General features: G+C 60.7%; 11 protein-coding genes. All 11 read left to right on the forward strand.

What is annotated here, in order from left to right:
• The first annotated feature begins 33 nt into the window (after window positions 1-33).
• Genes ftsL through CLU84_RS02095 form a run of 11 tightly spaced genes read left to right on the forward strand, consistent with a single transcriptional unit; the run spans window position 34 to window position 13,658 of the window.
• A complete protein-coding gene (gene ftsL / locus CLU84_RS02045; RefSeq protein ID WP_099735707.1) occupies window positions 34-321 on the forward strand; it encodes a cell division protein FtsL in 288 nt (95 codons plus the stop codon).
• Window positions 318-2,066 (forward strand): penicillin-binding protein 2, encoded by a 1,749-nt coding sequence (locus CLU84_RS02050; RefSeq protein ID WP_099735708.1) that lies wholly within the window; start codon window positions 318-320, stop codon window positions 2,064-2,066. Before ftsL ends, CLU84_RS02050 begins: the two co-directional genes overlap by 4 nt.
• Window positions 2,063-3,568 (forward strand): UDP-N-acetylmuramoyl-L-alanyl-D-glutamate--2,6-diaminopimelate ligase, encoded by a 1,506-nt coding sequence (locus tag CLU84_RS02055; protein ID WP_099735709.1) that lies wholly within the window; start codon window positions 2,063-2,065, stop codon window positions 3,566-3,568. The genes CLU84_RS02050 and CLU84_RS02055 overlap by 4 nt, the downstream gene beginning before the upstream one ends.
• On the forward strand, window positions 3,565-4,995 hold the full coding sequence (gene murF, locus CLU84_RS02060) for a UDP-N-acetylmuramoyl-tripeptide--D-alanyl-D-alanine ligase (protein WP_099735710.1): 1,431 nt from the start codon (window positions 3,565-3,567) through the stop codon (window positions 4,993-4,995). Before CLU84_RS02055 ends, murF begins: the two co-directional genes overlap by 4 nt.
• The gene (gene mraY / locus CLU84_RS02065; protein WP_099735711.1) at window positions 4,986-6,164 is read left to right on the forward strand and encodes a phospho-N-acetylmuramoyl-pentapeptide-transferase; all 1,179 of its coding nucleotides are present in this window, start codon (window positions 4,986-4,988) and stop codon (window positions 6,162-6,164) included. The genes murF and mraY overlap by 10 nt, the downstream gene beginning before the upstream one ends.
• 5 nt (window positions 6,165-6,169) lie before the next feature.
• Complete coding sequence (gene murD, locus CLU84_RS02070; protein WP_099735712.1) at window positions 6,170-8,104, forward strand: UDP-N-acetylmuramoyl-L-alanine--D-glutamate ligase; 1,935 nt, start codon at window positions 6,170-6,172, stop codon at window positions 8,102-8,104.
• On the forward strand, window positions 8,101-9,372 hold the full coding sequence (gene ftsW, locus CLU84_RS02075) for a putative lipid II flippase FtsW (protein WP_099735713.1): 1,272 nt from the start codon (window positions 8,101-8,103) through the stop codon (window positions 9,370-9,372). The genes murD and ftsW overlap by 4 nt, the downstream gene beginning before the upstream one ends.
• The gene (murG, locus tag CLU84_RS02080; protein WP_099735714.1) at window positions 9,369-10,454 is read left to right on the forward strand and encodes an undecaprenyldiphospho-muramoylpentapeptide beta-N-acetylglucosaminyltransferase; all 1,086 of its coding nucleotides are present in this window, start codon (window positions 9,369-9,371) and stop codon (window positions 10,452-10,454) included. Before ftsW ends, murG begins: the two co-directional genes overlap by 4 nt.
• On the forward strand, window positions 10,451-11,887 hold the full coding sequence (gene murC / locus CLU84_RS02085; protein WP_099735715.1) for a UDP-N-acetylmuramate--L-alanine ligase: 1,437 nt from the start codon (window positions 10,451-10,453) through the stop codon (window positions 11,885-11,887). The genes murG and murC overlap by 4 nt, the downstream gene beginning before the upstream one ends.
• A complete protein-coding gene (locus CLU84_RS02090; protein WP_099735716.1) occupies window positions 11,884-12,855 on the forward strand; it encodes a D-alanine--D-alanine ligase in 972 nt (323 codons plus the stop codon). The genes murC and CLU84_RS02090 overlap by 4 nt, the downstream gene beginning before the upstream one ends.
• The gene (locus tag CLU84_RS02095) at window positions 12,852-13,658 is read left to right on the forward strand and encodes a cell division protein FtsQ/DivIB (RefSeq protein WP_099735717.1); all 807 of its coding nucleotides are present in this window, start codon (window positions 12,852-12,854) and stop codon (window positions 13,656-13,658) included. Before CLU84_RS02090 ends, CLU84_RS02095 begins: the two co-directional genes overlap by 4 nt.
• Window positions 13,659-13,676 lie beyond the last annotated feature (18 nt).

Genomic DNA, 13,676 nt, shown 5'->3' on the forward strand with positions numbered 1-13,676 from the left:
TGCCGCTCAGTGCATGGCTGCGGGAGGGCTGCCGTGCTGCGCATAAACCTGCTGCTGCTGCTGGCGGTGATGATGAGCGCCATTTTTCTGGTGCATACCCAGTATGAGTCGCGTCGGCTTTTTACCGAGCTGGATCGCGCCGAAAATGAATCGCGCCGTCTGGCAACGGATCAGCTGCGACTGCAGGTGGAAAAACGTGCGCAGGCCACGCCTCAGCGCATCGAGACGCTGGCGCGTGACAAGCTGCAGATGAAGCAGGCTTCGCCGGCCATTACCCAGTACGTGCAGGAAGGCTCCGCAACCGGAGCCACAGTGCAATGACGCGCAGTGTTCTCTACACCACCAGCCCTTTGCTGGCATCCAAGACTCCGCTGTGGCGCAGCAAGTTCATTGTGGCTGCTCTGGCGCTGGGCTTTGTGGGTCTGGGCGCGCGTGCGGCCTACGTGCAGGTCTATGCCAACGATTTCTTCAAGCGCCAGGGCCTGGTGCGCTTTGCGCGCACACTGGAACTGCCGGCCAACCGTGGCCGTTTGCTTGACCGCAATGGCCTGATTCTGGCGTCCAGCGTGCCGGCGGCCAGCATCTGGGCTATTCCTGAAGATTTGGATCTGAAGGACCCCGAGGTTCAGGTAAAGCTCAAGGACGTGGCCAAGCTCATGGACATGCCTCTGAAGACTTTGATGGAGAAGCTTGACGTTGAGGACAAGTCCTTTGTCTGGGTCAAGCGGCAGCTGGACTGGGATGTGGGCCAGAAGATTGTGGCGCTCAATATCAAGGGCATTTACAACCGCAAAGAATACAAGCGCCAGTACCCCGAAGGAGAGTCGGCTGCGCACATCGTGGGCTTCACCAATGTGGAAGACCATGGTCAAGAAGGCATGGAGCTGGCCTTTGACAAGGATTTGGCCGGCAAGCCCGGCTCGCGCCGCGTTATCAAGGATAGGCTGGGCCGTGTGGTCGAAGGCGTGGGCGATGAAGTGCCGCCGCAGGACGGCCAGGACATTCAGCTGTCCATCGACAGCAAGGTTCAGTACTACGCCTACCAGAAGCTCAAGCAGCAGGTTGAAATCAGCAAGGCCAAGGCTGGCAGCGTGGTGGTGATGGATGCCCACACTGGCGAATTGCTGGCACTGGCCAACTACCCCAGCTACGACCCTGGACACCGCAAGAATCTGACGGGTGAGCAACTGCGCAACCGCGCGCTGACCGATACGTTTGAGCCCGGCTCGACCATGAAGCCCATTACCGTTGCGGCGGCGCTGGAGCTTAAGCGGGTCAAGCCTTCCACCATTATTGATACTGCACCCGGCCGCTATACGGTGACGGGCTCGACCATCACCGATACGCACAACTATGGCACGCTGACGGTGGAAGGCGTGATCCAGAAATCCAGTAACGTGGGGGCGACCAAGGTCGCGCAAAAGCTTTCGCCACAGGAGATGTGGGAGTACTTCAGCGCTCTTGGCTTTGGCCAGAAGCCACAAATCCAGTTTCCTGGTGCGGTCTCGGGCCGCCTGCGTGCCTGGAAGACCTGGAAACCGATTGAGCAAGCCACCATGTCTTACGGCTATGGCTTGTCGGCCTCGCTATTCCAGATGGCACGCTCGTACACCGTGTTCTCCAACGACGGCAACGTCATTCCGTCCACGATTTTGAAAACGACCGAGCCGCCCGTGGGCGTGCGCGTGATCTCCAAAGAAAATGCGGCCGCCGTGCTGCACATGCTGCGCATGGCTGCAGGCCCTGGCGGTACTGGCCAGAAGGCACAGGCCGAGGGCTACACCATTGGTGGCAAGTCCGGTACGGCCCGCAAACAGGTCGGTAAAAGCTATGCAGCCGGCAAGTACCGCGCCTGGTTCACCGGCATCGCCCCTATCGACAAGCCTCGCATCATCGTGGCCGTGATGGTGGATGAGCCCACCGCTGGTTCTTACTACGGCGGTACCGTGGCCGGCCCTGTTTTTGCCGATGTGGTGCAGCAGACGCTGCGTTTTATGGGCGTTCAGCCCGACAAGGAAGTCAAACCTCTGATCGTGGCTGCGCCGCCTGAGGAGCCTGTGCTATGAGCACTCTGATTCAAACACTGAACAACGCAGCCGAGGCGGTAGCCTGGCTGCGTACCCGCGTGCAGGGCGACCTGCAGACTGATAGCCGCAAGGTCAAGGCGGGCGATGCCTTTATCGCCTGGCCGGGCGCAGCCACCGATGGCCGTGCTTATGTCGCCAAGGCGCTGGAGCTGGGCGCGGCCGCCGTGCTGGTAGAAGCCGATGGTCTTGACGCCTTTGATCTGAACAGCGACAAGGTTGCCGCTCTCAAGGGTTTGAAGGCCGCCACCGGCCTGATCGCCGACGAATGGTTTGCGCACCCCAGCCGTGAATTGGACGTGCTGGCTGTGACCGGCACCAATGGCAAGACCACCACGGCCTGGTGGCTGGCGCATGCACTATCAAAAGTGAAGCTGAATGCGCGCACTGGCTGTGCGCTGGTGGGCACTTTGGGTGTTGGTGTGCCGCCGGCACTCGAATCGACGGGCATGACCACTCCCGACCCGGTGCTGCTGCAGCGCGTCTTCCGCAGCTATGCCGATCAAGGCTTGGCTGCCTGCGCAATTGAGGCTTCGTCCATTGGCATCGTCGAGCATCGCCTGGACGGCAGCCAAATCCGCGTGGCTCTGTTCACCAACTTCACGCAGGATCATCTGGACTACCACGGCAGCATGGACGCCTACTGGCAGGCCAAGGCCCAGTTGTTTGACTGGCCGGGTCTGCAGGCTGCGGTGGTCAATATTGATGACGCCCATGGGGCCAAGCTATGGGCCAAGTTGCAGGCCAAGCCGCTGGATGTGTGGAGTGTCTCCATTCAAGGTCCGGCTCGTCTGCAAGCCAAGGACATTGGTCTGGGCGATGAAGGCCTGAACTTCACCGTGATGGAAGCGGGTCATAGCCTGCGCATGAATACGCGTCTGGTTGGTCAATACAACGTTTCCAATCTGCTGGGCGTGCTGGCGACCTTGCGCAGTCTGGGTCTGTCGCTGGAAGAGGCCGTGGCCGCCTGCGCCGATCTGGAACCCGTGCCTGGTCGCATGCAGCAAATTGCCAAGCACGGTCTGCCGCTGATTGCCGTGGATTACGCCCACACTCCCGACGCTCTTGAAAAAGCCTTGCGTGCGCTGCAGCCTGCGGCGCAGCAGCGTGGTGGCAAGCTCTGGTGCGTGTTTGGCTGTGGCGGCGACCGCGATAACAGCAAGCGCCCCTTGATGGGACAAGCTGCGCAGGCGAATGCCGATTGCGTGCTTGTCACCAGCGATAACCCGCGCAGCGAGCGGCCCGAAAGCATCATCGACCAGATTTTGGCCGGCATGCAGCAGGGCGAGACATTGCATGTTCAGGCTGACCGTGCGGGGGCCATTGCACATGCCATTGCACAGGCCGACGTGCGCGACGTGGTGCTGATTGCAGGCAAGGGGCATGAAGATTACCAGGAGACGAAGGGCGTTCGCCAGCCGTTCTCCGATATGGCCGAAGCGCAAAAAGCGCTGACAGTCCGCGAAGGAAAGATACGGTCATGATGACCCTGGCAAAAGCGCTGGAGCTGATCCAGACGCATATTCCCCAAGCCCGCCTGATCGGCGATGGCAAGATTGTGCTGGCGCGCGTGCACACCGATACGCGCACGCTGCAAAGTGGGGATTTGTTCGTAGCCCTGAAGGGCGAGCGTTTTGACGCCCATGATTTTCTGCCGCAGGCTAAAGGCGCGGGTGCTTTGGCAGCGCTGGCCAGTCATGGTCTGGCGCAAGCGGGTCTGTCCGGCATTGAAGTGCCCGACACCTTGCTGGCGCTGGGCGCACTGGCCCGCGCATGGCGCGCACAGTTTGATCTGCCGCTGATTGCCGTGACCGGCAGCAACGGCAAGACCACCGTCACACAGATGATTGCCTCTATTCTGCGCACGCATGTGGGCGGAGTGGGTGAGGCTGCGCTGGCCACGCGTGGCAACTTCAACAACTCCATTGGCATGCCGCTGAATTTGCTGTGCATGTCGGGCGAGCACCGCATTGCCGTGCTGGAAATGGGTATGAACCATCCCGGCGAAATCGCCGAGCTGGCTGCCATTGGCCAGCCCACGGTGGCGCTGGTTAACAACGCCCAGCGTGAGCATCAGGAATTCATGCACACGGTGGAAGCCGTGGCGCGTGAAAACGGATCGGTACTGAGCTTTTTGCCCCAGGATGGCATGGCCATCTTCCCCGCTGGTGATGAATACACGCCGCTGTGGACGCAGCTGGCTGCAGGCCGTCCTTGCCTGATGTTTGGCGAAGCCGCCGATGGTGCGCAGGTTTTTGCCACGGATGTGGCATGGAAAAACGGTGCCTGGAGCTTTGTGCTCAACACCCCGCAAGGCAGCGCCGCAGTGCAGCTGCATATTGCAGGTCGCCACAACGTGGGCAATGCGCTGGCCTCAGCCGCTTGCGCCCATGCCGCCGGCGTGCCGCTGGCTGCCATTGCCCAGGGTCTCTCTGGCTTTGAGCCGGTGACGGGGCGCTCGCGTGCGCTGGCTGTGCAAATCAATGGTCAGAGCGTGACCGTGGTGGATGACACCTATAACGCCAACCCCGACTCTGTGGCGGCAGCGATTGCCGTGCTGGCCGAGCTGCCCGCACCGCGCCTGCTGGCGCTGGGTGATATGGGCGAGGTGGGCGACAACGGCCCGCAGTTCCACACTGAAGCGGGTGTGTTGGCCAAGCAGGCTGGCATTGAATATTTGTACACGCTGGGCGCACAAAGCGCATTTGCAGCTACTGCTTTTGGCAGCGGCGCTCAGCATTTTGAGAGCATGGCTGCCTTGCAACAGGCGGCATGTGAGGTCTTGCCCAGTCTGGGCAGTGTGTTGGTCAAAGGTTCACGGTTCATGAAGATGGAGCAAGTGGTGCAGGCTGTGCAAGCCTGTGCAGACAAGGAGCAGGGCAACTGCGGGGAGAAAACTGCATGCTGCTGATGCTCGCTCAATGGTTGCAGGGCATCTCGCCCGAATTCGGTTTCCTGCGCGTCTTTCAGTATCTGACGCTGCGCGCAGTGCTGGCCGCTGTCACGGCCTTGCTGATTGGTTTGATCGTTGGCCCCAAGGCGATTCGCATGCTGACCGCGCTCAAGATCGGTCAGCCCGTGCGTGGCTATGGCATGGAGACCCATCTGGTTAAAAGCGGCACTCCCACCATGGGTGGCGTGCTGATTTTGTTCTCTATCGCTGTCTCTACCCTGTTGTGGTTTGACCTGTCCAACCGCTTTGTCTGGATTGTGCTGCTGGTAACACTGGGCTTTGGCGCGATTGGCTGGGTGGACGACTGGCGCAAGGTCGTCAACAAAGACCCCGAGGGCATGCGTTCGGGCGAAAAGTATTTCTGGCAGTCCGTCATCGGTCTGTTGGCTGCGCTGTATCTGGTGTTCTGCATTTCCGAGAACAACAATGCCGAAGTCTTCGGTCTGTTCATCTCCTGGGTGCAGTCCGGCTTCTCTATGGACTTGCCGCCCAAGGCGGGCCTCATGGTGCCGTTCTTCAAGGAAGTCAGCTATCCGCTGGGCGTGCTGGGCTTTATCGTCATGACCTATCTGGTCATCGTGGGTGCCAGCAATGCGGTCAACCTGACTGACGGTCTTGATGGTCTGGCCATCATGCCGGTCATCATGGTGGGCACGGCGCTGGGCATTTTTGCCTATGTGACGGGTAACGCCACCTATGCCAAATATCTGTTGTTCCCCAGCATTCCTGGTACGGGCGAGCTGATGGTGTTCTGCGGTGCCATGGCCGGTGCCGGCCTGGCCTTCCTCTGGTTCAATGCCCATCCGGCGCAGGTCTTCATGGGCGATGTGGGTGCGCTGGCGCTGGGCGCGGCGCTGGGAACCATTGCCGTGATCGTGCGCCAGGAAATCGTGCTGGCCATCATGGGTGGCATCTTTGTGGCCGAAGCCGTGTCCGTGATGCTGCAGGTGACGTACTTCAAATACACCAAGAAGCGCTACGGCGAAGGCCGTCGCCTCTTGAAGATGGCTCCTTTGCACCACCACTTCGAAAAGAGCGGCTGGAAGGAAACGCAGGTTGTGACCCGCTTCTGGATCATCACCATGCTGCTGTGCCTGCTGGGTCTGTCGACCCTGAAGCTGAGGTAATCGCCATGCAGGACGAAGACCTCAAGCACGACGATCAGGCTCTGATGCAGGAGTTGGAAGATGCTATGCAAATCCAAGCACCTGACGCTCATCTGCAAGCGACTTCAGAGGCAATTGCCGCTGAAGTGAATGAATTTGAAGCGGTAGCTGCTACTGAAGTTGAAGCAGTGCAGGTGGCACCAGCCGTCGCTGAAGGTCTGCGCTCGGCGGTGGATGCCGAGCCCATTCCTGATATCTCCACCTTGACGGCCGCCAGAGATGCGGCCGCCTTTGTGGCGCAAATTTTTGCCGACCCCAGCATCTCCGATGCCGCAGACGGCGAAGTCACGCAGGCCCAAGAGGAGCCAGAAGTGGCTGAAGCTGAAGTGGTGGATTTGCCGCCCGTGCCTGCGCTGTGGCCCCGAGGCGCAGCCCAGCATCTGCAGGGCCAGCGTGTACTGATTCTGGGTTTGGGAATTTCGGGCATCGCCATGGCGCGCTGGTGTGCGCGCGCCGGTGCCGATGTCACTGTGGCCGATACGCGCGAGACGCCACCCTTCCTGCCTGCCCTGCAGGCTGAGTTACCTGGCGTGCGCTTTGTCTCTGGTGAATTCACTGCGGCTCTGGTCGATGGCCAGAGTCTGAGTTCCGTTTACCGTTCACCGGGCTTGAGTCCTGCAAGTGTCGCCTCCGTTTTTAACGCCGCGCGCAGTATTGGCCTGCCCACGGGCGGTGAGCTGGATCTGTTCGCTTTCGCCCTCAAAGGTCTGCGCGAAGCCCATGGCTACGCGCCCAAGGTGCTGGGCATCACAGGCACCAATGGCAAGACCACGGTCACCTCGCTGACCGGGCAACTGCTGGAAAACGCCGGTTTGTCTGTGGGTGTGGCTGGCAATATCGGCCCGACTCTTCTTGATACGCTGTCCCAGCGCATTGACGCCGAGACCCTGCCGCAGGCCTGGGTGCTGGAGCTGTCCAGCTTCCAGCTCGACGACTTGAACGTGGGAGACAAGGGCTTTGCGCCCACGGCGGCCACGGTGCTCAATATCACACAAGACCATCTGGACTGGCATGGTGGCATGCCAGCCTATGCGGCAGCCAAGGCCCATGTCTTTGGCGAGCAGGGCCTGATGGTGCTGAATCGCGAAGACCCTGTGGTCATGGCCATGCTGCCTGCCGCAGTGCCGGTTCCTGGCAAGCGCGGCAAGACCTTTCAGCGTGCTTATGTCACCTTTGGTGGAGACATGCCGCGCCGCCCCGGCGACTTTGGTCTGGAAACAGTCAACGGCATGACCTGGCTGGTGCGCGCCCATGAGGCCGACGAAACCAGCAAGGGCAAGCACGCCGATGACCTGCACATTACCCGCCTGATGCCGGCCGATGCTCTGCGCATTCGTGGTCGTCACAACGCCATCAATGCCCTGTCAGCACTGGCGCTGGCAACGGGCGCGGGCTGCAATCTGGCTCCGCTGCTCTACGGCCTGCGTGAATATCGTGGTGAGCCGCACCGCGTGCAACCCATTGGCCGCGTGAGCGATGTCGAATACTTTGACGACAGCAAGGGCACGAACGTGGGTGCCACCGTGGCTGCTCTCATGGGTCTGGGTCCTGATCACCGCATCGTGGTGATTCTGGGAGGTCTGGGCAAGGGCCAGGATTTTGCGCCGCTGGCTGCACCGGTCTCGCGCTATGTGCGCGCTGCGGTGCTGATTGGTCAGGATGCGCCTCTCATCCGTGAAGCCCTGGCCGACTGCGGCGTGACGCTGGTTGATGCGACCACCATGCAGGATGCCGTGCTGCATGCCGCCCGTCTGGCCCATGCCAATGATGCCGTGCTGCTCTCGCCCGCCTGCGCAAGCATGGACATGTTCAAAGACTACGCGGACCGCGCCCACCAGTTTGTGGAAGCGGTACGTGAGCTGGCGCTGGACACAGGCCAGCAACTGGAGGACGGTGCATGACTGCCGCCTTCCTGACCAGCCTCTCCGGCCTCATGCGCTCGTGGTTTCGCAGCGCTGAGGACAAACCCATTGACGTACTTCCCGTGCGCGTGGGCGGGCCGTTGTATGACCGTCCCACTCGCACGCCGGCCAGTGTGCTGGGTCTTGATCAGGCATTGATCTGGGTTGTCATCGCCTTGCTGTCCTGGAGTCTGGTCATGGTCTATTCGGCATCGATTGCGATGCCGGATAACCCGCGATTCGGCAAGATTCAGCCCTATCACTTCCTGCTGCGCCATACCATGTCTATCGGCATGGCATTCGTGGGCGCTCTGCTGGCCTTCCAGGTTCCCATGAATGTCTGGGAGAAGGTGGCGCGCAAGCTGTTTGTTGTTTCCATTCTGTTGCTGGTTGCGGTGCTGATTCCGCACGTGGGCACCGTGGTCAACGGCGCGCGGCGCTGGCTGTCACTGGGCATCATGAACTTCCAGCCTTCTGAGCTGGCCAAGTTCTCCATCTTGATCTATGCCGCCGACTACATGGTGCGCAAGATGGAAGTCAAAGAGCGCTTCTTCCGCGCCGTGCTGCCCATGGGGCTGGCCGTGGTGGTGGTGGGTGTGCTGTTGCTGGCCGAGCCTGATATGGGCGCTTTCATGGTGATCGTCGTGATCTCCATGGGCATTCTGTTTCTGGGCGGCGTGAATGCGCGCATGTTTTTCATCATCGCGCTGCTGGTGGTCGCTGCGTTCGCCATGATTATTGCGACCTCGGAATGGCGCCGTGAACGTATTTTTGCCTACCTCGATCCATGGGATGAGAAGCACGCACTGGGCAAGGGCTACCAGCTCTCGCACGCGCTGATTGCCATTGGCCGCGGTGAAATCTTTGGTGTCGGTTTGGGCCGCAGCGTGGAAAAGCTGCACTGGTTGCCCGAAGCGCATACCGACTTCTTGCTGGCCGTGATTGGTGAAGAGTTCGGTCTGATTGGCCTGCTGGTGATTGCCGCCGTCTTCTTCTGGCTGACCCGTCGCATCATGCTGATCGGCCGTCAGGCCATCGCCCTTGACCGTGTGTTTGCCGGGCTGGTGGCTGAGGGCGTGGCGATCTGGATGGGCTTTCAGGCCTTTATCAACATGGGTGTGAATTTGGGCGCGCTGCCAACCAAAGGCCTGACTCTTCCGTTAATGAGTTTTGGCGGTTCAGCCATTTTGATGAATTTGATTGCGATAGCTGTTGTGCTCAGAGTTGATTACGAAAACAAGCTGCTGATGAAGGGAGGCCACGCATGAGCCTCCCGGTCTCAAAAAACAAGCAACGCACTGCGCTGGTCATGGCGGGCGGCACGGGCGGCCATATCTTCCCTGGTCTGGCGGTGGCGCAAGAGTTGCGTGCGCGCGGCTGGAATGTGCACTGGCTGGGCGCACCCGGCTCCATGGAGTCGCGCATCGTGCCGCCGCAAGGCTTTGCACTGGAGTTGATTGAGTTTGGCGGCGTGCGCGGTAAGGGCATCAAGACCCTGCTGCAACTGCCATTCAAGCTGCTCAAGGCTTTCTCTCAAGCGCGTGGCGTGATCCAGCGCGTGCAGCCCGATGTGGTCATCGGCCTTGGTGGCTACCTCACCGTACCCGGTGGCCTGATGGCCGCCATGTCTGGCGTGCCTGTGGTGCTGCATGAGCAGAACTCTGTGGCCGGCATGGCCAACAAGGTCGTGGCCATGGTTGCCAAGCGCGTGTTCACTGCTTTCCCCAAGGTGTTTGCCAAGGGCGAGTGGGTTGGCAACCCGCTGCGTCAGCCTTTTCTGGAGCAGGGCGCACCCGCCCAGCGCTTTGCAGGCCGCACTGGCACGCTCAAGCTGCTGATCGTGGGTGGCAGTCTGGGCGCGAAGGCGCTGAACGAAATCGTACCCAAGGCGCTGGCCCTGATTTCTGCCGACCAGCGCCCTCGGGTGACGCACCAGAGTGGCGCGGCGCAGATTGACGCACTGCGTGCCAACTATCAGGCGGCTGGTGTGCAGGCCGAGCTGACCCCCTTTATTGATGACACGGCCAAAGCCTTTGCTGAGGCGGATGTCATCGTCTGCCGCGCCGGTGCCAGCACCGTGACCGAGATAGCCGCCGTGGGCGCAGCAGCGGTTTATGTGCCCTTCCCGGCAGCGGTGGATGACCACCAGACAAGCAATGCCCGTTTTCTGGTTGATGCCGGAGCTGGATGGTTGATGCCACAAAGTACTCTGAGCCCCCACGGGTTGGCTGAAATGCTACAAAATATGCAGCGCGCTACGCTGTTGGAGCGCGCTGAACTCGCGAAGAAAATGCAAAAGATTGATGCCACTGAAAAGGTGGTCGCCGCTTGTGAGGAATTGGCCGCATGAAACACGCCATTCAACACATTCACTTTGTCGGTATTGGTGGCTCCGGCATGAGCGGAATTGCAGAGGTTCTGCATAACCTGGGTTACGTTATTTCGGGCTCCGACCTGGCTGATAGCGCCACGCTGCGTCGCCTGTCGGGTCTTGGCATCAAGACCTTTGTGGGTCATGCAGCCGAGAATATTTCGGGTGCCGATGCCGTGGTCACATCGACCGCTGTGCAGGGTGACAACCCCGAAGTCGTGGCCGCCCGCGAGAAAAAAATCCCTGTCGTGCCCCGCGCGCTGATGCTGGCTGAGCTCATGCGCTTCAAGCAAGGTATCGCCATTGCTGGCGCGCACGGCAAGACCACGACTACCAGCCTGGTGACCAGCGTGCTGGCCGAAGCCGGTCTGGACCCCACATTTGTGATCGGCGGCAAGCTCAATAGCGCTGGCGCCAATGCCAAGCTGGGCCATGGCGACTACATCGTGGTCGAGGCCGATGAGTCTGATGCATCCTTCCTGAACCTGCTGCCCGTGATGGCTGTCGTCACCAATATTGACGCCGACCATATGGAAACTTACGGCCATGACTTTGGCCGTCTGAAGCAGGCGTTTGTTGATTTTCTGCACCGCATGCCGTTCTATGGCCGTGCCATCCTGTGCCTGGATAGCCCTGCGGTGCGCGAAATTTTGCCCAAGCTGGCCCGCCCGGTGACGACTTACGGCTTTGCCGAAGACGCTCAGGTGCGCGCCATCAATGTGCGAGCCGAAGCCGGTCGCATGTGCTTTACGGTCAAGCGCTGCCTGGGTGAGCAAACCTACCCCGATCTGGATGTGGTGCTGAGCCTGCCCGGCGAGCACAACGTTTTGAATGCGCTGTCTGCTGTGGTCGTGGCCATGGAGCTGGAGATTTCCGACGAGGCACTGCTGCGTGCACTCGAAGGCTTCAAGGGCGTGGGCCGTCGCTTCCAACGCTACGGCGATCTGCCTGCCAGCAATGGTGGCGTGTTCACCGTCATTGACGACTATGGTCATCACCCCGTTGAAATGGCGGCCACGCTGGCTGCTGCGCGCGGTGCCTTCCCTGGCCAGCGACTGGTGCTGGCCTTCCAGCCCCACCGCTACAGCCGCACGCGTGACTGCTTTGAGGACTTTGTGAAGGTCATCGGCAACGCTGATTCCGTGCTGCTGGCCGAGGTCTATGCCGCTGGCGAGGCGCCTATCGTAGCGGCGGATGGCCGCTCTCTGGCCCGCGCACTGCGCGTGGCTGGCAAGGTCGAGCCTATTTTTGTGGAAGACATTGCCGATATGCCGGTGGCCATTGCGGCCAACGCGCAAGGCGGCGATGTATTGCTGTGCATGGGTGCTGGGTCTATCGGTGCCGTCCCTGGGAAACTGGTTGAAATGCTTCAAAAACAAGAGCTGGCTGCGCCCGCTGGGAGCGCGCAATGAGCACATTTGGCACAAACATTGATGTGAAAGCACTGGGCAAGGTTGCCGTGCTGATGGGCGGTCGCTCGTCCGAGCGTGAGGTCTCGCTGATGTCGGGCTCTGGTGTGCTGGCCGCGCTGCAGTCCAAGGGTGTGGATGCTCACAAGTTTGATCCGGCAGAGCAGACGCTGGACCAGCTCAAGGTGCAAGGCTTCGACCGCTGCTTTATCGCGCTGCATGGCCGCTTTGGTGAAGACGGCACGGTGCAGGGCGCGCTGGAGTTGCTGGGCATTCCTTACACCGGCTCGGGCGTGATGGCTTCGAGCATTGCCATGGACAAGGTCATGACCAAGCGCATCTGGCGCTTTGAAGGCCTGCCCACGCCGGACTGGCGCATGGTGGCATCGGCCAATGAAACCCGCGCTGCGTTTGAAGCGCTGGGCGCGCCCATGATCGTCAAGCCCGCACGTGATGGCTCCAGCATCGGCCTGACCAAGGTGATGAATGCTGACGAATGTGCCAAAGCCTATGCGCTGGCTGCACAGTACGACGCAGAAGTGCTGTGCGAGGAATTCATCACGGGTGATGAAACTACCTGCCCCGTGCTTGGCACTGGTGCCAAGGCTGGCGCGCTTCCCGTGATTCGCATCGTGGCGCCCGAAGGCAACTACGACTATCAGAACAAGTACTTCACCGACACCACGCAGTACCACTGCCCCAGCGGTCTGCCGACAGATGAAGAGATAGAGATCCAGCGCATTGTGGAAAAAGCCTTCCGCACGCTGGGCTGCCGTGGCTGGGCACGTGCCGACATCATGATTCGCGGCAGTGACCGCAAGCCTTTCTTGCTGGAGATCAATACATCGCCGGGCATGACAGGGCATTCTCTCGTCCCCATGGCTGCGCGTGCCTCCGGTGTGAGTTATGAAAACCTGTGCCTGGGCATTCTGGCCATGAGCGCACTGGATGGAGACGCGGAGAAGCCATGAACCGCAGCCAGCCCACATCTGTCGTCCCGTTCGACGTCAAGCTCATGAACATCACCGCAACGGTCATGTTCATGGGTTGCTTGGCCGCGTGCGTGATGACCGTGGGGTGGTGGTTGATGCGAACTCCGGCCTTCAATATTGGCCGCATCGTGGTGGAAGGTGAGTTGGTGCACAACAACGCAGTGACGCTGCGCGCCAATGTGGCGCCCGTGCTCAAAGGCAACTTCTTTACCGTGGACCTGAAGGCGGCTCAGCATGCCTTCGAGCAAGTGCCCTGGGTTCAGGAAGCGCAGGTGCGCCGCGAATATCCGAACGGTCTGCGCGTGTCTCTGAAAGAGCATGTGGCGGAGGCTTTCTGGGGTCCCGAGACCAGCACCGGTCTGGTCAATAAGGCTGGTGAAGTGTTTGAAGCCAACCTGGGTGAGCTGGACCGCGAAGGTTTGCCGCGCCTGCAAGGGCCTGAAGGTTCGGCCCCGCGCGTGCTGCAGATGTACCACTCGCTGGCTCCTGCCCTGAAGCCTCTGCACGTGGGGCTGGACAGCCTAACGCTGAATGCACGTGGCAGCTGGGATGCTGTGCTGGACAACGATGCTCAGATTGAACTGGGTGGTGGCACGACAGAAGACGTGCTGCTGCGCGTGCAGCGCCTGGTGCGCACACTGCCTCAGATCACCTCTCAATACCAGCGCTCGGCTGCGGATCTTGCATCCGCTGATTTGCGCTACGAAGACGGCTATGCCTTGCGACTCAAGGGCGTAACCACTGGATCCTCAGCGCCGGCATCTGCCAGGCCCAGACGATGAACCGGAGCAGGAACGCAG

It is taken from the genome of Comamonas sp. 26, from assembly GCF_002754475.1.
Taxonomy (GTDB): Bacteria; Pseudomonadota; Gammaproteobacteria; order Burkholderiales; family Burkholderiaceae_C; genus Comamonas.

Coding starts and splice junctions, on each gene's coding strand:
- murF (WP_099735710.1), top strand. CDS start 3,565: ATGATGACCCTGGCAAAAGCGCTGGAGCTGATCCAGACGCATATTCCC.
- CLU84_RS02090 (WP_099735716.1), top strand. CDS start 11,884: ATGAGCACATTTGGCACAAACATTGATGTGAAAGCACTGGGCAAGGTT.
- mraY (WP_099735711.1), top strand. CDS start 4,986: ATGCTGCTGATGCTCGCTCAATGGTTGCAGGGCATCTCGCCCGAATTC.
- murD (WP_099735712.1), top strand. CDS start 6,170: ATGCAGGACGAAGACCTCAAGCACGACGATCAGGCTCTGATGCAGGAG.
- murC (WP_099735715.1), top strand. CDS start 10,451: ATGAAACACGCCATTCAACACATTCACTTTGTCGGTATTGGTGGCTCC.
- CLU84_RS02050 (WP_099735708.1), top strand. CDS start 318: ATGACGCGCAGTGTTCTCTACACCACCAGCCCTTTGCTGGCATCCAAG.
- CLU84_RS02055 (WP_099735709.1), top strand. CDS start 2,063: ATGAGCACTCTGATTCAAACACTGAACAACGCAGCCGAGGCGGTAGCC.
- ftsW (WP_099735713.1), top strand. CDS start 8,101: ATGACTGCCGCCTTCCTGACCAGCCTCTCCGGCCTCATGCGCTCGTGG.
- CLU84_RS02095 (WP_099735717.1), top strand. CDS start 12,852: ATGAACCGCAGCCAGCCCACATCTGTCGTCCCGTTCGACGTCAAGCTC.
- murG (WP_099735714.1), top strand. CDS start 9,369: ATGAGCCTCCCGGTCTCAAAAAACAAGCAACGCACTGCGCTGGTCATG.